At 63.3% G+C, this 19,540-nt stretch carries 15 protein-coding genes; 10 read left to right on the top strand and 5 right to left on the bottom strand.

Annotation, left to right across the window (positions count from 1 at the left end; all coding sequences use genetic code 11):
* Position 1 precedes the first annotated feature (1 nt).
* Together HF916_RS13460 and HF916_RS13455 are read right to left on the bottom strand one after the other, a co-directional pair.
* Positions 2-1,360, bottom strand: a complete 1,359-nt coding sequence (locus HF916_RS13460; RefSeq protein ID WP_168789442.1) for an acyclic terpene utilization AtuA family protein — start codon at positions 1,358-1,360, stop codon at positions 2-4.
* A gap of 25 nt (positions 1,361-1,385) precedes the next feature.
* On the bottom strand, positions 1,386-2,690 hold the full coding sequence (locus tag HF916_RS13455) for a CitMHS family transporter (protein ID WP_168789441.1): 1,305 nt from the start codon (positions 2,688-2,690) through the stop codon (positions 1,386-1,388).
* Positions 2,691-2,789: 99 nt separating this feature from the next.
* On the opposite strand from HF916_RS13455, the gene HF916_RS13450 reads away from it, so the two are divergent.
* The 3 genes from HF916_RS13450 (at position 2,790) to HF916_RS13440 (ending at position 5,706) form a co-directional block, all read left to right on the top strand.
* On the top strand, positions 2,790-3,683 hold the full coding sequence (locus HF916_RS13450) for a LysR family transcriptional regulator (protein ID WP_168789440.1): 894 nt from the start codon (positions 2,790-2,792) through the stop codon (positions 3,681-3,683).
* A gap of 157 nt (positions 3,684-3,840) precedes the next feature.
* Entirely contained in the window at positions 3,841-4,347 is a 507-nt protein-coding gene (locus HF916_RS13445) for a DUF2844 domain-containing protein (RefSeq protein WP_168789439.1), read from the top strand.
* Between the two features lie 30 nt (positions 4,348-4,377).
* Positions 4,378-5,706, top strand: coding sequence for a DUF3443 domain-containing protein (locus tag HF916_RS13440; protein WP_168789438.1), 1,329 nt, complete (start codon positions 4,378-4,380; stop codon positions 5,704-5,706).
* A gap of 207 nt (positions 5,707-5,913) precedes the next feature.
* Here HF916_RS13440 and HF916_RS13435 read toward each other — a convergent pair whose 3' ends face one another.
* The gene (locus tag HF916_RS13435) at positions 5,914-6,765 is read right to left on the bottom strand and encodes an IclR family transcriptional regulator (protein WP_206001878.1); all 852 of its coding nucleotides are present in this window, start codon (positions 6,763-6,765) and stop codon (positions 5,914-5,916) included.
* Positions 6,766-6,910: 145 nt separating this feature from the next.
* On the opposite strand from HF916_RS13435, the gene HF916_RS13430 reads away from it, so the two are divergent.
* The 6 genes from HF916_RS13430 to HF916_RS13410 all read left to right on the top strand — a co-directional run bounded on the left by HF916_RS13430 (position 6,911) and on the right by HF916_RS13410 (position 13,524).
* Positions 6,911-8,107 carry an acyl-CoA dehydrogenase family protein gene (locus tag HF916_RS13430; RefSeq protein ID WP_168789437.1) on the top strand — a complete coding sequence of 399 codons (1,197 nt, stop codon included), beginning with the start codon at positions 6,911-6,913 and terminating at the stop codon, positions 8,105-8,107.
* Positions 8,108-8,115: 8 nt separating this feature from the next.
* Entirely contained in the window at positions 8,116-9,204 is a 1,089-nt protein-coding gene (locus tag HF916_RS50890) for a CoA-binding protein (RefSeq protein ID WP_240975534.1), read from the top strand.
* Positions 9,132-10,403, top strand: a complete 1,272-nt coding sequence (locus HF916_RS50885) for an acetate--CoA ligase family protein (RefSeq protein ID WP_240975533.1) — start codon at positions 9,132-9,134, stop codon at positions 10,401-10,403. The genes HF916_RS50890 and HF916_RS50885 overlap by 73 nt, the downstream gene beginning before the upstream one ends.
* A 107-nt stretch (positions 10,404-10,510) precedes the next feature.
* Positions 10,511-11,899 carry an MFS transporter gene (locus tag HF916_RS13420; protein ID WP_168789436.1) on the top strand — a complete coding sequence of 463 codons (1,389 nt, stop codon included), beginning with the start codon at positions 10,511-10,513 and terminating at the stop codon, positions 11,897-11,899.
* Positions 11,900-12,082: 183 nt separating this feature from the next.
* Positions 12,083-12,901 carry an alpha/beta fold hydrolase gene (locus HF916_RS13415; protein WP_168789435.1) on the top strand — a complete coding sequence of 273 codons (819 nt, stop codon included), beginning with the start codon at positions 12,083-12,085 and terminating at the stop codon, positions 12,899-12,901.
* A 392-nt stretch (positions 12,902-13,293) separates the two neighbouring features.
* Positions 13,294-13,524 (top strand): hypothetical protein, encoded by a 231-nt coding sequence (locus HF916_RS13410; protein ID WP_168789434.1) that lies wholly within the window; start codon positions 13,294-13,296, stop codon positions 13,522-13,524.
* A 101-nt stretch (positions 13,525-13,625) separates the two neighbouring features.
* Here HF916_RS13410 and HF916_RS13405 read toward each other — a convergent pair whose 3' ends face one another.
* Positions 13,626-15,854 carry an NADP-dependent isocitrate dehydrogenase gene (locus tag HF916_RS13405; RefSeq protein WP_168789433.1) on the bottom strand — a complete coding sequence of 743 codons (2,229 nt, stop codon included), beginning with the start codon at positions 15,852-15,854 and terminating at the stop codon, positions 13,626-13,628.
* Positions 15,855-16,267: 413 nt separating this feature from the next.
* On the opposite strand from HF916_RS13405, the gene HF916_RS13400 reads away from it, so the two are divergent.
* The gene (locus HF916_RS13400) at positions 16,268-18,451 is read left to right on the top strand and encodes a TonB-dependent siderophore receptor (protein WP_168789432.1); all 2,184 of its coding nucleotides are present in this window, start codon (positions 16,268-16,270) and stop codon (positions 18,449-18,451) included.
* Here the strand turns inward: HF916_RS13400 and HF916_RS13395 are convergent.
* Positions 18,448-19,386, bottom strand: coding sequence for a LysR family transcriptional regulator (locus HF916_RS13395; RefSeq protein WP_168789431.1), 939 nt, complete (start codon positions 19,384-19,386; stop codon positions 18,448-18,450). The genes HF916_RS13400 and HF916_RS13395 overlap by 4 nt on opposite strands.
* Positions 19,387-19,540 lie beyond the last annotated feature (154 nt).

The raw sequence follows: 19,540 nt of genomic DNA, 5'->3' as shown, positions 1-19,540 counted from the left end.
GTCACGCCTCCACCATCGAGAACGCCGGCGTCACATGCTCGCGCGGCAGCAAAACCGATTGCACCGCGACGACTTCGCGCGCCGACTTCGTGACGCCGCCTCCGCCCGCCGGGCCGTTGGTGTAAAGCGTCTCCACCTCGTTACCGATCTGCACCGCTTGCGCGAGCGAGGTCGTGCGCCCCGCCACTCGCGCACGCACTTCGTACGGCTCGGCATAACCGGCAGCCGCCGTTTCGCCATGCAACGCGTTCACGCCAATCAGATCGAAGCGCAATTCACGAGTCTCCACGCCGGTCAGCGCGAGCCGTTCCCGCACGATATCGAGTGCGAGCCGCGCGCGCGCCAACGCGCCAGGACCGCCATAGGAAATTTGCCCTTCGCCGATATAGCCATCGAAATAAGCCACCGACACCTTCAGCGTATCCGTACGCGGCGTGCCTCGCCCGCCACTCACGCGAACGCGATCCGGCGCTTCCTGCGCGACATGCACCTGCGAGAAATCCGCGACGACATCCGGTTGCAGATAGCGCTGCGGATCGTGAATCTCGTACAGCAGTTGTTCCTTGCAGGTCGCCTCGGTGACGCGTCCGCCGGCTTGCGCGAGCTTGGTGATGACCACCGCGCCGTCCTGCCCGACTTCGGCAATCGGAAAACCGAGCCTCACCAGTTCAGGAACGTCCTTGAAGCCGGGATCCGCGAAATAGCCGCCGGTGATTTGCCCCGCGCATTCGAGCAGATGGCCGATCACCGTCGCCTGACCGAGCGTCTGCCAGTCGTCCATGCGCCAGCCGAATTCGTGAATCAGCGGCGCGACGAACAGCGATGGATCGGCCACGCGTCCGGTCAACACAATCTGCGCACCGGCCGCGAGCGCGTCGACGATCGCGCTCGCGCCGAGATACGCGTTCGCGGACACGAGCCGATCCTTGTAGTCCGAGACACGTTCTCCGGATTCCACGAAGCAGAAATCGCCTTGGAGAACGACGTCGAGCACTTCGTCGCCGGTGACCGCGGCAATCTTCAGCTCGCCGAGACCGAGCGAGCGCGCGATCTCCGCAGTCTTGCGCGCCGCCGCGAGCGGATTCGCGGCACCCATGTTCGAAATGATCCGCACGCCGTTGCGCAACGCGGCCGGCAGCACCGCTTTCATGCGCGTTTCGAGCAACGGGTCGTAGCCGAGTTCAGGGTCCTTGCTGCGCGCCTGCTGCGCGATCGCAATCGTGCGTTCCGCGAGGCACTCGAAGACGAGGTAATCGAGCGCGCCGTGTTCCGCCAGTTCGACGGCGGGTTCGATACGGTCGCCGGAATAACCCGCGCCCGCGCCGATGCGCACCGTGCGTTGAGATTGAGTGGCTGTCATGCTGGTCACATCCGTTCAGTGAAGCTCACAGTGGGAATATCCCCAGCACGACGCAGGCGATCGTCATGACGATCGAGGCGCCGAACAGCAAGGGGAACGTGAATTTCTGATGGTCGGCGAGATCGATCCCGCACAGGCCGACCACAAGGAACGTGGCCGGCGTCAACGGGCTGACCGGGAAGCCGGTGGTCATCTGGCCGAGCAAGGCGGCCTGGCCGACGTGCACTGCCGGCACGCCGAGTTGTCCGGCCACTTCGGCGATCACCGGCAGCACGCCGAAATAGAACGAGTCGGGATCGAACAGCATGCTGAGCGGCATCGACAACAAGCCGAGCGCGACGGGAATATGACTGGCCATCGCGGGCGGCACGAAGCCGACCGCCGCCTGCGCCATCGCCTTCAGCATGCCGCTGCCTTGCAACACGCCGGTGAACACGCCGGCCGCGAGCAGAATGCCGGCCATCATCAAGGCCGCGCGAGCATGCGCGTCGATGCGTTTGCGCTGCATGTCGACGTTCGGATAGTTCACCATCAATGCGATGCACAGGCCGACCATGAACATGATCGCCGGCGGAATCTTTTCGCCCATCACGACCATCGTGCCGAGCACCACCAGCGTCAGCACGATGTTGAACCAGAAATTCTTCGGCCGGCGCAGCGCCTGTTCTTCGGGCGTCAATTCGCGTTTGGGCATGGGCACCGAGCCGCTTGCGGCCGAGAGGCCGAGCCGTTTTTCCTCGCGTCGTCCGAGCCAGAACGCCATGCCGAACACGAACGCGAGGCCGATCACCTGCACCGGAATCAGCGGATTGAACAGAGCCGAAATCGGCAGATGCAGCGACGCGGAAGCGCGAATCATCGGCCCGGTCCACGGCAAAAAGTTGATGCCGGCCGCCATCGAAACCGCCGCGGCCAGCACGCGCCGGTCCATCTTCAGGCGATCGTAGAGCGGCAGCATGGCGGGAATCGTGACCAGAAAGCAGACAGCGCCGGAGCCGTCCAGATGGATCAGCAGCGCGAGCAGCGTGGTGCCAATCACGATACGCGTAGGCCGCGTGCCGACCGCACGCAGAATTCGGTCGATGATCGGATCGAGCGTGCCCGCGTCGGTGATGGTGCCGAAGTACAGAATCGCGAACACGAACATGCCGACGACCGGCGCAAGACTCTTGAGCCCGTCGATCACGAACTTGCTGGTCTGAAAGCCGAAGCCGCCGATGAGCGACGCCGCAATCGGCACGATGATGAGCGCCACCAGCGGCGACATGCGTTTCGACAGAATCGCGCCGAGCAGCACGACGATGGTAGCGAGCCCCAGTAATGGCAGCATGTGCTTGTCTCCGAGATTGTTTTTTACTGCGATCCAGCGTAAGTTCGAAGCGGCCATAAATCAATTGAAATGATTTGATCGCAGCAATTACAAACCATCATGGATCTGAATCTTCGGGACATCCGCGCGTTTATCGCCGTGGCGCAAACGGGCAGTTTCACGCGCGCAGCGACGCGGCTGCATCTGTCGCAACCGGCGCTGACGGTGCAGATTCGCCGCCTCGAAGAAACGGTCGGCCTGCGCCTGTTCGACCGCAACAGCCGCAATGTCGCGCTGACGCCGACCGGCCGTGAACTGCTGCCGCTCCTGCAGAAGTCGCTGCATGACATGGAGCATGTGTTGATCGACGCGCGCGCGCTCGGCGAAGGCGCGAGCGGCACCGTGCGGATCGCCTGTTTGCCGACGTTCGCGGCCAGCGTGTTGCCCGAACTCGTGCAGGGCATCAAGAAGGCCGTGCCGCGCGTGAGCTTTCATGTGCGCGACGTGGTTGCCAGCATGGTCAACACGTTGGTGCGCAATGAAGAGGTCGACATCGGGCTGACCGGCGGCCAGCTCGACGATGCCGCTTTCGAGGTGCTGCATGCGGGCATCGACCGGCTGGTTGCCGTGTTCCCGAAGCGGCATGCGCTTGCCCGGCGGCGGCGCATCACGTTGGCCGATCTCGCCGCCGTGCCGCTCGTGTTGACGGCGCAAGGCACGAGCGTGCGGGCGGTGGTCGATAGCGCTTTCGCGAACGCTCGCTGCACGCCGGAGATTGCGTGCGAGCCGACCTACATGATGAGCGCGGTCGCGATGGTGCGCGCCGGACTCGGCGTGACAATCCTGCCGGCGTCGGCCCGCGAAGTCCGGGCGGAGCCCGAACTGATCGTGCGCGCGGTCGACGACCCCGCGTTCACCCGCCCTATCGCCCTCATCAAGAAGCGCGGCAGGACATTGCCGCCCGTCACGGAAACCTTCGTGGCGATGCTGATCGAGAAGCTCGGCGAGCATTGAACGGCGGATGCGCGTTACCTTTCATTGTCAAACAGAGCCCGATTTTCGTCATTAGTCATCTGATTTAATCGGACGCGCTCGCGCTAATATCGGCTGCGCGCGAGTTCGAGGATAAAGACCGCTCGCGCGTATTCTCCAAAACTTCGAAAACGAAAAAATGATAACGAGTCAATTTCGAATGCTCACGGTGGCCGCAGCGTCGTTCGCTCTGGCCGCTCCGGCGTATGCCGCATTGGGCGCCGCGCCGACCTATCCGGTGACGGCCAGTAGCACGAGTGCAGGGACGGCCAGCCAGAATAGCGCAGCGGTGGCGCGCTTCGCCGCCAGCGGCAGTGCGGTCTCGGCGAATTACACCGTGAGCCAGACGACGCTGCCGTCGGGCACCGTGGTGAGCGAGTACATCAGCACAAGCAACACGGTTTTCGCGTTGAGCTGGCAAGGCCCGACCATGCCGCCGCTCAAAACGCTGCTCGCCACTTACTTCCCGTCTTATGTCCAGGCGCTCACCGATGCCCATGCCACGCAAGGCGGCGGCTACGGACCCGCCGTCGTGCATCAGTCGGCGCTGGTCGTGGAGACCGGCGGCCATATAGGCGCCTTCGTGGGCCGCGCCTATTTACCGCAAGCGCTGCCGCAAGGCGTGAGCGCTGACGATATCAAGTAACTCATTAAAATCATTAGAGAGAGAACAACAGTGCGCAAAATCGCAGGGATTATTGCCGCGGCGCTCGGGCTCGGGTTGGCATTGGGTCTTGCCGGCTGCGGCGGGGGGGGTGGCGGCTCCAGCAGCACCTCGACGGCTAATGCACCGGCTGCGGCCAGTGCGCCGGCGGGCCCGGGCGGCACGACGTCCAACCCCTTGACCGGTGACTCGACCTCCAACGCTCTCGCCGTCGATGCGTCTGCCGTGCCCACACCGGTCGGTCCGGGCAATACGATGTCAGTGACGGTAAGCGGAACGGGCATTCACAACCAGCCGATGGTCAGCATCAAGCTCTGCGCCCCCGGCTCCAACGCGACTGCGAGTTGCACGACGATTCCGAATGTGATCGTCGATACGGCATCGTTCGGGCTGCGTCTGGTGCGCTCCGCGATCCCGACCGCCACCTTCAATGCGCTCACCGCCGAAACGGATCAATCGAGCGGCCTGCCGCTCGCTGAATGCGCGTTGTTCGGCAGCGGCTATGCATGGGGTTCGGTGCATCTCGCGGATATCGGGCTGTCGAGCGAGATTGCCCCGTCGGTGCCGATCCACGTGATCGGCGATTCGGCGCTGACCATTGCCGCGCCGAGCGAATGCCAGGTGGGCCGGCTACTGGCCACCGCGGGTGATCTCGGCGCGAACGGCATTCTCGGCATCGGCGTGAGCCCGACGGACTGCGGCTCGCAGTGTGCGCTGACGGTGCTCTCGCAGTTCTATTACACCAATGCCGGCAATGCCACGTCGGTGCCCGTCTCCAAGCAGATCAGCAATCCGGTCGCGCGATTCACGCAAGATAACAACGGTGTGATTCTGGAAATGGCGCAGGTGTCCGATAGCGGCAGCGCGACGGCTCTAGGCACGCTCGTGTTCGGTATCGACACGCAGGCCAATAACGTGCTGAACGGCACGGGCGCGCCGATTCTCCGAACGGATCTGAATGGCGACTTCACCTCGTCTTATGGCAACACCACGTTCACGCAGACGTTCTTCGATTCGGGCTCGACGGTGCTGTTCTTTCCGGACACGACAATCGCTCGCGACGCGTCGTCCGGATACTACATCCCGGCTGCGACCGTGGGCCGTACCTCGACGCTGGCGGGGACCAATCCGGCGAGCGTGTCGCTCGGCTTCAATATCGCAAACGGCGCGACGCTGACTTCATCGGGGAATAACGCGTTCAATAATCTCGGGATCTATATGACCCGGCAGTTCGACTTCGGTTTGCCGTTCTTTTATGGCCGTCATGTGTATTACGGCATTTCGGGGCGTGCTTCGGCTGGGGGTGGCACGGGGCCGTATGTGGCTTATTTTTCGGGTTGAGTGGTGGTCAGCGAGGATGTGACTGACGATTCGCTGCCAAACAATCTGCTCATTTTAGACAGTATCTGCTCGTAATTGAGCAGATACTGCGTGGATAAATGAGCCGAACGACCGGAGCAAATGTCCTCGACGCCGTATAGCGTCTGGCTCAAGCAGGCCCGCCCGGTTTCGAATTAACGCGCTTGAATCCGGCGCCTCTTTGCTTCCTCAGTAAATCCCCATCGCCCCTTCCACACTGCGAACCATCGAAACGAGCCGCGGCCCGATATCGCCTTCCAGTTGATTCTCTTTCAGCAGATAAGAAGGCACGCCGCAATTGAAGACGAGAATCTCGCCATCGGCTGACGGCTTCATCGGCACGGCGACGGCGTGCACCTCGCGTCGCAAGTCGCCATAGGACACGCAAAAGCCGCGCTCGTAGAAATAGTCGATCGCGCTCATCACTCGCTCGCGAAACGTGCTCCATTCCTGCGGCGACTTCACCGCGATTTCATTGCAGAGCGCCTCGCGCCGCTCGGCCGGCAGCGCCGCGAGTAGCGCGCGGCCCATCGCCGTTCGCACGATCGGATAACTGAGCCCGATGTCCGCCGGCAATCCGAGCGGCGTGTTGCTACGGCTACTTTCCAGATACACGACGTTAAGCCGGTCACGCATGCCGAGCGAGACCGAACCGCGAATCTGATCCGCCAACTCCTTCATCGACGGCCGCGCGATCTGCCGCACGCTCAGGCTCGCGAGCAAAGGATAGCTCAAGGACAGCACGGCCGAGCCAAGCTGAAACTTGTTATTCATACGGTTGACGCGCAGGTAGCCGAGCCGCGTGAGCGTGTACGTGAAGCGCGAAATCGTGGCCTTAGTCATGCCGGTGCGCGCCGCCAGTTCGGCATTGCCGAGTTGCGATTCGCGCGGCGTGAAGCAATGCAGGATGTCGAGGCCGCGCGCCAGCGTCGTGGCGAACTGACGGTCGCCGTCGAATTCGTCCGGCACGTAGCGCGCCTTCGAATCCAGATAGTCGCTGGAGAGTGCCGTCGGCTCGGAATGCTTGCTGTTGGCTGCCATGGTTTCTCTCTTCCGTGAGAGACCATTCTGCGCCTCGCGTTCTGCATATCCAAACTCTGTTCTGCAGAGTCGAACAAATCGCTCGGTCCGTCAGTAAATCTTCGATAGTGAAGGCATAAATCGACTCACATGACGGAGACAAAGCATGACCAGCCATTCCTCGCATTTCGACTCGATGCTCGTCGGCGTCGCACGGTTCGTGCGCGACGAAGCGATCCCGCGTGAAAACGAGATCGAACAGGCGGACGCCGTGCCGGCGGATCTCGTCCAACGCATGCGCGAACTCGGCTATTTCGGCTGGAGCATTCCGCGCGATTTCGGCGGCGCCGGGCTGTCGACCGAGCAACTGGTGCGCGGCGCGTTCGAACTGTCGCAAGCGTCGGTGGCATTTCGCGCTCGGGTGGGCACCAACACCGGCATCGGTTCGGAAGCACTGGTGGCCGACGGCACGGACGCGCAGAAACAGTGCTATCTGCCGCGGCTCGCTTCGGGCGAATTCACCGGCGCTTTCGCGCTGACCGAGGCCGATGCCGGCTCGGACGCCACCGCGTTGCGCACCGCGGCGCGGCGCGACGGCGATCACTACATTCTCGACGGCAGCAAGTGCTTCATCACCAATGCGCCGATTGCCGATCTGTTCACCGTGATGGCGCGAACCGACCCGGCCATGCCCGGCGCGGGCGGCATTTCCGCGTTTCTCGTCGAGCGTGGCACGCCGGGGCTCTCCACCAGCGCGCCGTACGACAAGATGGGCCAGGCGGGCTCGCCGGTCGGCGACGTGCTGTTCGAAGGATGCCGTGTACCGGCCGCCAACCTGATCGGCGGCAAGGAAGGCATGGGCTTCCGTACCGCGATGAAGGTGCTGAACAAACAGCGCATTCATCTCGCCGCACTGTGCACGGGTCCGGCCATGCGCATGCTTGAAGAAGCGGTCGCCTACACCTCGCGGCGCGAGCAGTTCGGCAAGCCGGTGGCCGAATTCCAGCTCGTGCAGGCGCTGATCGCCGAATGTCAGACTGAAATCTACGCCGCGCGCTCGATGATCCTCGAAACCGCGCGCAAGCGCGATGCGGGCGAGGACGTCGCGCTGGAGGCGTCGATGTGCAAGATGTTCGCCTCGGAAATGTGCGGCCGCGTCGCGGACCGTGCGGTCCAGATGCTCGGTGGACGCGGCTATCTGGCGGGCAAGGCGGTCGAACGGTTTTACCGCGACGTCCGCGCCTTTCGCATCTACGAAGGCACCACGCAGATCCATCAATTGAACATCGCGAAGATCACGCTGCGGCGCGCCGCCGAACGGGATCAGGCCAACGTTCGAGCCGACGCCGCGCACGCAGCATGAGGACCACCATGAAAACCGCCCCGCAATCAGCAAACCATGGCGCAGACTCGCTCGATATCAGCCGGCTTGTCGATCCGTGTTCCATTGCAATCGTCGGCGCCTCGAACGATCCGAAGTCGATCAGCGGCCAGCCGATGCGCTTTCTCATGCAGCACGGCTACCAGGGCTCGCTCTATCCGGTGAATCCGAAATATGCGGAGATCGACGGCGTGGCGTGCCATGACAGCATTGCCGCTTTGCCGGCCACGCCCGATCTCGCGCTGATCCTTGTCGCGGCGCGCCGCGTTCCCGACATGCTGCGTCAGTGCGGCGAAAAAGGCGTGGGCTTTGCGATCGTCTACAGCTCGGGCTTCGCCGAAGCGGGCGACGCCGGCGCCGCGCTGCAGCGTGAATGCGCGGACATCGCGAAGGCGTACGGCATTCGCGTGATCGGACCGAACTGCCAGGGTTTCGTCAGCACGGGCGCACACGTCTACGCCGGATTCGGCGCGCCCTTCGGCGTCGCTTACCGGAGCGGCGGCCTGTCGCTGATTTCGCAAAGCGGCGGCTTCGGTTGCGCGCTGCTGCTCATGGCCGACGAACTCGGCATCGGCTTGCGGCACTTCATCACGACTGGCAACGAGGCCGATGTCAGCCTGCTCGATCTCGTCGACGCCTGCATCGCCGATCCGCACACCTCGTTGATTGCAACGTATATAGAAGGTCTGAAAGATGCGCGACGACTAGTCGATGTGGCAAACCGCGCGCTCGACGCGGGCAAACCGCTGCTCGCCTGGAAGGTCGGCAACACCGCCGACGGCGCCAAGGCCGCCGCGTCGCATACGGCGAATCTGGGCGGCGCCTCGGCGCTGTATCGCACGGCCTTCCGCCAGACGGGCGTGATCGAAGTGAACGACGTCGCCGATCTCGGCGACTACGCTCGCGCGTTCGAAGCCGGACGCCTGCCTCGCGGCAAGCGGATCGCGGTCGTCAGCTCTCGGGCGGCGCCGGCATTCTCATCACCGACGCCTGCGCTGAACGCGGCATGTCGGTGCCCGCGTTGTCGGCGGCCACGCTCGAGCGCCTCAAGCCGATCGTGCCCGCGTTCGCCTCGCTGAACAATCCGATCGACCTGACCGCGGGCATTCTCGCGGAGCCGAAAATTTTCGCGGACGCCTTGCAGATCATCGCCGACGATCCGAACATCGACGCCATCGCGATCATGGCCGCGGCGGCCAGCGGCGAAGTCGCGCAGGCGATGGCCACGGCGATCGTGCGCGTTTACGGCAGCATCGACAAGCCACTGATGCTCGCCTGGAATGCGCGCCGCGACATGGCGCGCGAAGCGTACGAGACGATCGAGGCGAACGGTGTGCCGCTCTACGCAACGCCGGTGCGTTGCGGACGCGCGTTCGCTGCGTTGTCCGACTATGCGCAGGCGCGCCGCGCGCGAGCAGAGGCGCGCGATGCACAACCGCGCGCGCTGCGTCGCTACGACTTCGAGCTCGCCCATGCCTTACTGGCCGCCAGTCAGGGCGAGCCGGGCGACCTGAACCTGACCGAACACGCGTCGCAAGCGCTGCTGCGTGATTACGGCATCGACGCCCCGAAAAGCGGGCTCGCGCAGAATCGTGACGAAGCGTGCGCGCTGGCGCGGGCGATCGGTTTTCCGCTGGTCATCAAGGTTCAGTCGCCCGATATCGCGCACAAGACCGAAGCCGGCGCCGTGCGGGTCGGCATCCTCGACGAAGCATCGGTGGCCGCCGCCTTCGACGAAATCGTCGGGAACGCGCGCCGTCATGTACCTCACGCGAGGATCGAGGGCGTGCTGGTGCAGGAGGAAATCCGCGATGCGATCGAGATGATCGTCGGCATCGAAAACGACGCATCGTTTGGACCGGCGGTCATGTGCGGCCTCGGCGGTATCTATGCCGAAGTGCTGAAAGACGTAAGCTTCCGGCTCGCACCGGTCACGCATGCGGACGCTCACGCGATGGTCCGCGAACTGCGCTCGTTCGCGATACTCGACGGTGCGCGCGGCAAGCCGCCCGGCGATATCGAGGCGCTCGTGGAGACCATCGTCGCGCTATCCACGATGGCGCTCGATCAGCAGTCGAGCCTGCGTGAACTGGATATCAATCCGCTCTTCGTGCTGCCCGCGGGCAAAGGCGTGCGCGCCGGTGACGCTTTGGCGCGCCTACTGCCGCTCACTGCTGGCTCGACCGACGCTGCGGACCGCACCGACGCCATGCACGAAAGCGAGCATTGCGCGCCGGCCGTGGTGGACGGACAGTGCAGCGGCGCAGGGCCGCTTTGAGATCGGGCGCCGCCGGGGCGCCGCATGACGCGCAACACAAATCCGCGACATGCAGTGACACGAACCGGCACGCTCACCGCAGTTGGCATTTTTCGCGCGAGACCATCATGCACGGCTATTCGCATTCAGGCACATCGACAACGGACGACATCACGTCCGTCGACGTCGAACGCACTTATCGCAAGATCTTTTTCCGGCTGATTCCGTTGCTGTTTCTCTGCTACGTGATCAGCTATGTCGACCGCGTCAACATCAGCTTCGCCAAGCTCCAGTTCATGCACGATCTAGGCTTCTCGGAGTCGACGTATGGCTTGGGTGCGGGGCTCTTTTTCATCGGCTACGTGCTCTTTGAAGTGCCGAGCAACCTGTGGATGCAGCGTATCGGCGCACGCCGCACGCTCCTGCGCATCATGTTCGCGTGGGGGCTGGTGTCGAGCCTGATGATGTTCGTGCGCACGCCGACGCAGTTCTACGCCATGCGCTTCCTGCTCGGCGTAACCGAAGCGGGCTTCTTCCCCGGCATCATCTTCTATCTGAGCTGCTGGTTTCCGGGCGCGCGGCGCGCTCGCGTCACCGCCTTTCTGATGATGGCGACGGCGGTGGCCGGGATTGTCGGCGGCCCGATGTCGGGGTTCATCATGACGCGGCTGGCGGGCGTGGGCGGCTTGCCCGGCTGGCAGTGGCTGTTTCTGCTCGAAGGCGTGCCGGCCGTGACGCTCGGCATCGTCGCGTTCCTCATGCTCGGCGACAAGCCGGACGAGGTGAGCTGGCTCGACGAGCGCGAGAAGGCGCTGGTCTCACGTGAACTCGCCGCCGACGAAAAGGCAAAGCAGACCGGCCATCTCGACGGACTGCGCGGCGCGCTCGCCAACCCGCGCGTCTATCTCGCGGCGCTTGTCTACTTCGCGGTGATGATGCCGTTCAACGCGATCGGCTTCTGGGCGCCGACCATCATCCGCGACCTGGGCGTCGCCAGTGTGCTGGACGTGGGCCTGTTGTCGGCGCTGGTTTTTGTCGCGGCGGCGCTCGGGACCTATGTCGTGGGCGCCAGTTCGGACCGGACCATGGAGCGGCGCTGGCACGTCGCGGCGAGCGCCTGCGTGACCGCGCTGGCGTTTGCCTTGCTGCCCGCCGCCGGCCATAACGTCACGCTCGGCGTCGGGCTGCTGGCGCTTGCCGCGGCGGCGTCGTATGGCTCGTTCGTGGTGTTCTGGACGATTCCGCAGACGTTCCTGCCGCGTTCGTCGGCCGCAGGCGGTATTGCGATGATCACGAGTCTCGGCGGCATCGGCGGCTTCGTGAGTCCGGCGTTCGTCGGCTGGGTCAAGACGCAGACCGGCAGCGCGCAATATGGATTGATCGGACTGGCAGCCGTTTTGCTGGCCGGCGTCGTGTTGATGCTGGTGGTGTTTCCCGCACCGGGGAGAAAGCTCGCCGTTGGCGCCACCGGCGGCAACGCGTCGGCACAACCTGGGCTCGGACAGACGCATCACTGAAGAGAGCAGTGTGGGGACGCAGGAAGGCGTCCCCACACTGTCCGAACACAAAAACTCGTAGGTCTGTTGATCTTCTGCCTGCAATGCTGGCAACCTAGCGAATTCCCAAGGCAACCTTGTTGCATGGGACCGGAGTAACGCGCTGAAGCGCCAACTCCGGTCGACACAGCGGAGACAACGGCAATGGAACCCTCCACCCACCCGCACGACGACGACCTCGAACACTTCGAAGCGCACGGCGCAGCGTCGCTGCCGGTCCCGAGCGACGAAGGCTACGTCGAGCGCGAAGGCGCGCGAATCTGGTACGCGTCGTATGGCGCCGGCGCGCCGGTGATTCTGCTGCACGGCGGTCTTGGACACAGCGGCAATTGGGGCTACCAGGTTCCGGCGCTGCTCGACGCGGGGCATCGCGTCGTGGTCGTCGACAGCCGCGGCCACGGCCGCAGCACCCGCGACGCACGGCCCTACCGCTACGAGCTGATGGCGTCCGACGTGCTGGCCGTCATGGACACGCTGCAACTCGACCGCGCCGCGCTGGTGGGCTGGAGCGACGGTGCCTGCGTCGCGATGGTATTGGGCGCAACCGCCCCTGAGCGCGTAGCGGGCGTGTTCTTCTTCGGCTGCAATATGGACCCGAGCGGCACGAAGCCGTTTGTACCGACCCCCGCGATCGAGCGCTGCTTCAGCCGCCATGCCAAAGACTATGTGGATCTATCGGCGACACCGGACGACTTCGAGGCGTTCGTCGGCGCGGTCAGCACGATGATGAAAACCGAGCCCAACTACTCCGCCGACGATCTGGCCCAAGTTCGCGTGCCGGTCGCGATCGTGCAAAGCGAGCACGACGAGTTCATCAAACCGGAACACGCCGACTATCTCGCCCGCAGCATTCCCGGCGCGGAGTTGATCCTGCTGCCAGGCGTGAGTCATTTCGCGCCACTGCAACGGCCGGCGCAATTCAATCGCGTGATGCTGGATTTCTTGCGCCGGATTGCCGGTTGAACAGGATGGCGGCGCTCGCCGCGTCGCCTGGCCGCCCGCTTCGGCGCGAGGGTCGCACCGAAACCCTCAAAATTTCACGATGCGGAACGATCGCGCGCCTCGTAAAAAATCGTGGTGCGTGGCACAAATTCGGCATTTCGCAATGTCGCCCCACGTTGCACATCGTGAAACAAAGGCGATATGCTGCTGTTTTTAATAGATATTTTTTAATCAATTGAAGCGTCTAACAACCACTTGCGCCACTGCCTGCTGCCGTAGACTCTTTTACAAGAGCCGGCGCTTCAGTAGTCGAGCGGAGTGGGAGGAGACGGAACACTGTCTGAAGAATCCCAACCTCTGAAACGAAGCCGCCACGGCGCCGCGGTTTTTAAATGGCACTTGGGAGACTAAAAATGAAAGGCTTTCGCTTCGGTTCGAATCAGGGTGCTTTCTACATTTTGCCGGGCCAGGACGGTTGGGAGGCCACCTACGGCAACGAAACGCTCGGTGAATTTGCCAGCCCGCAACAGGCGGCGGACGACCTCGCGCGCGGCTTGACCTGCTCGAATCTCTCGGAAGGCGACGACACGTCGACGCTCGAAATTCCAGAGAAACTCAGCGATTGGGAAATCGTTCACGTGTGATGGCCGGTATGGCGGCTACTCACGTTGGCGTAGAAACGACGATGGCGCTCGAAAGCGCCATCGTCATGTTTACCGCTTACTTCTGTGCTTGCCTTGGTACTTTACGCAACCGCGTCCACGATCTTGTTCAGCGTGGCGCTCGGGCGCATAGCCTTGCTCGTCAACTCGACGTTCGGACGATAGTAACCGCCGATGTCCACCGGCTTGCCTTGTGCCGCACCCAGTTCTTCGACGATCTTCGCTTCGTTCTCAGCCAATGCCTTCGCCACGCCGGCGAATTGCGCCTGCAACGCCGCGTCCTCGGCTTGCGCGGCCAGGGCTTCCGCCCAGTACATCGCGAGGTAGAAGTGGCTGCCACGGTTGTCGATACCGCCAACCTTGCGCGCCGGCGACTTGTCGTTGTCGAGGAACTTGCCGGTTGCCTGATCCAGCGTCTTGGCCAGAACCTGCGCCTTCGGGTTGTGATACGCGCTGCTCAGATGTTCGAGCGACGCGGCCAGCGCCAGGAATTCACCCAGCGAATCCCAACGCAGGAAACCTTCTTCGACCAGTTGCTGAACGTGCTTCGGCGCCGAACCGCCCGCGCCGGTTTCGAACATGCCGCCACCGGCCATCAGCGGGACGATCGACAGCATCTTCGCGCTCGTGCCCAGTTCCATGATCGGGAACAGGTCGGTCAGGTAGTCGCGCAGCACGTTGCCGGTGACCGAGATCGTGTCCTTGCCAGCGCGGATGCGCTCGATCGAGAACCTGGTCGCTTCGACCGGCGTCATGACGCGAATGTCCAGACCGTTGGTGTCGTGGTTCTTCAGGTATTGCTCGACCTTCTTGATGATCTGGGCATCGTGCGCGCGCGCCGCGTCCAGCCAGAACACGGCGGGCGTGTTGGTGGCGCGGGCGCGATTGACCGCGAGCTTGACCCAGTCCTGAACCGGCGCGTCCTTGGTCTGGCACATGCGCCAGATGTCGCCCGCTTCCACTTGCTGTTCGATCAGCACCGTGCCGGCCGCGTCCGTCACGCGAACCACGCCGTTTGCCGGGATCTGGAAGGTTTTGTCGTGTGAGCCGTATTCTTCAGCCGCTTGCGCCATCAGGCCGACGTTCGGCACCGTGCCCATCGTGACCGGGTCGAACGCGCCGTGCTTCTTGCAGTCTTCGATCACCGCCTGATAGACATCCGCGTAGCAACGGTCCGGAATCACGGCCTTGGCGTCATGCAGCGCGCCGTCCGCGCCCCACATCTTGCCCGACTCGCGAATCATGGCCGGCATGGACGCGTCGACGATCACGTCGCTCGGCACGTGCAGGCTGGTGATGCCCTTGTCCGAATTGACCATGGCCAGTTGCGGACGTTGTGCGTATTGCGCCTTGATGTCGGCTTCGATTGCTGCAACCGTTTCAGCCGGCAGGTCCTTCAGGCGCGCGTACAGATCGCCGATACCGTTGTTCGGGTTGAAGCCGGCTTGCGCCAGCGCGTCGGCGTGCTTGGTCAGCACGTCTTTGTAGAACACCGACACCACGTGACCGAAGATGATCGGATCCGACACCTTCATCATGGTGGCCTTCAGGTGCACCGAGAACAGCACGCCCTTGGCCTTCGCGTCGGCGATTTCCGCTTCGATGAAGCTGCGCAGCGCGTTCTTCGACAGCAACGAAGCGTCGATGATCTCGCCCGCTTGCACGGCCGTCTTTTCCTTCAGGACCGTCTTCGAACCGTCGGCGGCCGTCAGTTCGATCTTCACTGCGCCGGCTGCCGCGATCAGCGCCGACTTTTCGCTGCCGTAGAAATCGCCGCCGCTCATGTGCGAAACGTGCGACTTCGAGTCCGCGCTCCAGGCGCCCATCTTGTGCGGGTGCTTGCGGGCGTAGTTCTTGACCGACAGCGGCGCGCGGCGGTCCGAATTGCCTTCGCGCAGCACCGGGTTGACCGCGCTGCCCTTGATCTTGTCGTAGCGAGCCTTGACGTCTTTTTCGGCGTCGGTATTCGCGACGTCCGGATACGCCGGCAGCTTGTAGCCCTGATCGCGCAGTTCGGTGATCGCGGCCTTCAGTTGCGGCACCGACGCGCTGATGTTCGGCAGCTTGATGACGTTCGCTTCCGGACGCGTGCTGAGTCCACCCAGTTCCGCCAGATCGTCGGGACCCTTCTGTTCCGCGCTCAGGTAATCGGGGAATGCAGCGATGATCCGGCCGGCAAGCGAAATATCGCGCGTTTCGACGATCACGTCGGACGAGCGCGTGAACGCCTTCACGATCGGCAGCAGCGAGTAGGTCGCCAGAGCAGGCGCTTCGTCGGTCAGGGTGTAGATGATCTTCGGCGGTGTGGACATGTTCGGTGCTTTGCTAGGTGAAGTGTTAGACAGAGCGTTGAGCGGTGCCGACTGGCGCACTGCGGCAAAACAACAATGCGGCGCGACGCACGGCACTACTTTCTACGGCCAAGCCGTGAGTATATGCGTGTTTTCCTCTACTCGCTGCTAAACAAACATATCCAGCAGACACCAGCCACGGGGTCGAGCCCCGCCAGGCAAGGCTTTGCGCCGATTTTGCCTTGTCTTATGACAGATGTCTTATAGATGACTAATGACTCCGAACAAATAGATTGTTAATGCGAATCAGATGCATTACCATTTGAGCGCACCTCAGTTCTTACACTTCGATTACTTAACCACTCGCTTCCGATGAGGCCGTTTCGCACTTTTCCCAGTGCGCGACAGGCGTCACTCTGTCCAATTCGAACAACATGCAGAAATTCTTTGTCGCCGGCCGACCGGCGTTTGTGCGCGGCCAACGCCGTACTCCCTCGCTGCTGAGCGCGGGGCTTCTGGCCAGCGTCGGTTTGACGCTTTCCACGCTGTCGACTTCGGGCTGGGCGCAGGTCGCGGCCAGCGACGCCGGCGCGACGCTGCCGGCCGTGAGCGTCTCGGCGGCAAAAGACACCACGGTGGCGCAGGCCGACACCGTCAGCGCCGGCGCGCTGGGTTCGCGCAAGCAGGTGGACACGCCGTTCTCGACCCACGTCGTGACGAGCGACGAAGCGCAGGACTTGTTCGCGACAACCGCCAATGATCTGTACAAGTACGATCCGGCCGTGTCGGTGACCAGCGAAAACGCGATCAGCGAAAATTCGATGTTCACCGTGCGCGGCATGCCGATCGACACGCTGAACAGCATCAAGGTGGACGGCCAGACCTTCCCGTCGTGGGATACCGACCTCTCGCTCGAACCGTTCGAGCAGGTCGAATTGCTCAAGGGCCTGTCGGGCTTCATGTACGGCTTCGGCTCGCCGGGCGGCATCGTCAACTACGTGTTGAAGCGCCCCACCGACACGCCGTACCGCAGCATCACGGTCGGCTACAAGTCAGCCGGCGTGTTCAGCGAGGCGGTCGATCTGGGCGGGCGCTTCGGCAATGACGACCGTTTCGGCTATCGCCTGAACCTCGTCAACGAAGACGGCAACACCGCTGAAGATCACGGCCATATTCGCCGCCAGGTCGCGTCGGTGGCATTCGACTTCCGCATCACGCCGGACCTGACGTGGAGCGCCGACGCGTTCTACCAGAAGCGCAGAACCAACGGCACGCTGTTCGGCCTGATGTTCGGCTCCGAAGCCGGCGGCATTCCCGACGCGAGCAAAGTCACCCACGCGCTCACGCAGCCGCAGAACTACTACGAGACCGAGATGGCCTCGTTCGGCACGGGCCTGGATTACCGCATCTCCGAAAACTGGCACGCGAGCATCAAGTACCGCTTCGCCAAGGAGAACCGCACCAATTCGGATAGCTTCCTGTTCGTCTCCGACGCCGCAGGCAACTACTCGAACACGCTCTACGCGGCCATGACGCGCTACTTCTATCAGAACGTCGACGGGATGGTGCAAGGCCATTTCAACACCGGCAGCATCAAGCACGACGTGGTGGTGGGCGCGGGCTTCCAAACGCAAACCAGCGAGTACAGCAATAGCACGGGTTGGAACGAAGGCTACTTGCTCGGCTACGGCAATCTGTACGCCAGCACCTTGTTGACCAACGACGAAGTCAGCATCGGCTCGAATCTGTACCGCCAGCAGCGCACCACGCAAGCCGCCGTCTACGCGAGCGACACGGTGCAGCTCACGTCGCGTCTGTCGGCGCTGGTCGGCGTGCGCTACACGCAGTACCAGCAGCACGTGTACGACCCGAGCGGCGCGGTGTCGTCGCAATACCAGGCGGACCCGGTCACGCCGACCTTCGCGCTCATGTTCAAGACCGATCCGTACTCGACGCTGTACGCGAGCTACGTCGAGTCGCTGGAACAGGGCGGTGCCGCGTCGAACACCAACCTCAACTACCCGGACACGTTCGGCCCGCTGCGCAGCAAGCAGTACGAAGTCGGCTTCAAAACCGATCACGCCAAGTGGGGCGCCAACCTCGCGCTGTTCCGCGTCGATCAGGGCTACAACTACACGAACGTCGACAACATCTTCGTGCAGGACGGCACCAAACGCTATCAGGGCCTCGACGCGAGCGGCTGGCTTGCGCTGACGAGCGAATGGCGCGTGATGGGCGGCGTGATGTGGCTCGACACGAAGGCCATGGACGTGAACGACCCGACCGTGGAAGGCAAGCGCATCTATGGCGCGCCGCGCTTCACCGTGACGGGCCGGATCGAATACAACCCGTCGTATCTGCGTCCGCTGACGCTGGCGTTCGGCGGCAAGTACGTCGGCAACCAGGCCGTCGACGCGCAGAACACGCAGTTCGTGCCGGCTTACACCACGTTCGATCTGAGCGGCCGGTATGAGACGAAGATCGCCGGCAAGGACGTGACGTTCCGCGCGGGGATCAACAATCTGTTCAATCGCCGTTACTGGACGACGGCGTGGGGCTATTACGTGGCGCCGTCGCCGACGCGCACTGCGGTCGCCAGCGCAACGCTGCAGTTCTAAGCATCGCGTGAACGAGGGGCGCCCGCAGTGGGCGCCCCGATCATGGCGGGAATCTCCGCGACCAGCGCATCGATCGCACAGCGCGTTTTCAGCGCCAGATAGCGACTCTTCGGCCACACCAGGTGAATCTCCTGAGCAGGCCGGAAACAATTCTCCATCACCGTCACCAGCTCGCCTGTTTTCTCATAACGGGCCAATAGCCAACTCGGCAGCCACGCGAGGCCGAAGCCGGCGAGAGCGGCATCGACAATCCCCTTCATGTCGTCGAAACCGAGCTGCGGCTGAACCTGCGCGCGGCGGATTTGCCCGTCGACGTCGACCACGTCCCACGGCTGGGCCGATCCCGCCCGCAAGTAGGCAATCACCGCGTGGCCGCGTAATTCGTCCACGTTACGCGGTGTGCCGTGGCGGGCCAGATAAGCCGGCGCGGCGCCGATACTCGCGTGCTGCATGCCGAGCTTGCGCGCGGCGAGGCTCACGCTGTCGGCGAGCGGGCCCACGCGCACCACGAGATCGAAACCCTCTTCGATCACGTCGACGAAGCGGTCGGTAATCGAAATGTCGATCTTCAGTTGCGGATGCTTGCGCGCAAGTCCGAGCAGCACGGGCGCCACGCAGTAGTGCCCGAAAGCCTGCGGCACGCTCACGCGCAAACGGCCTTGGGGCTCGCGGCGTCCTGAGTCCAGATCGGCCTCGGCGGCTTCGAGTTCGGCCAGCGCGCGCACGCAGCGGTCGTAGTAAGCCTGCCCGTCCTCGGTGAGGCTCTGGCTGCGCGTCGTGCGATTGAGCAGGCGCACGCCGAGGCGCTTCTCTAGCCGCACGATCACTTTGCCGACCGCCGAGCGCGTCAGGTTCATCCGCTCCGCCGCGAGCGAAAAACTGCCTGTTTCCACCACGCGCACGAACGTCGTCACACCGTCAAGGATGTCGCTCATATCTTTGCCTATTGGTTCCCATGGAGACACATTGCCGGGATTCTTTCGCGTCAATGGGGACTCAAATTCCCCCTATATTACACAGTCCATGGTGGGCGAGCCAATCGACTAACGAGGTGAAATTCCATGTCCAACGACCCGATCGCGCCGCCAC

Source organism: Paraburkholderia aromaticivorans (assembly GCF_012689525.1).
GTDB lineage: Bacteria > Pseudomonadota > Gammaproteobacteria > Burkholderiales > Burkholderiaceae > Paraburkholderia > Paraburkholderia aromaticivorans_A.
The sequence above is the reverse complement of the archived record's forward strand: the minus strand, read 5'-3'. Positions and strand labels throughout refer to the sequence as shown.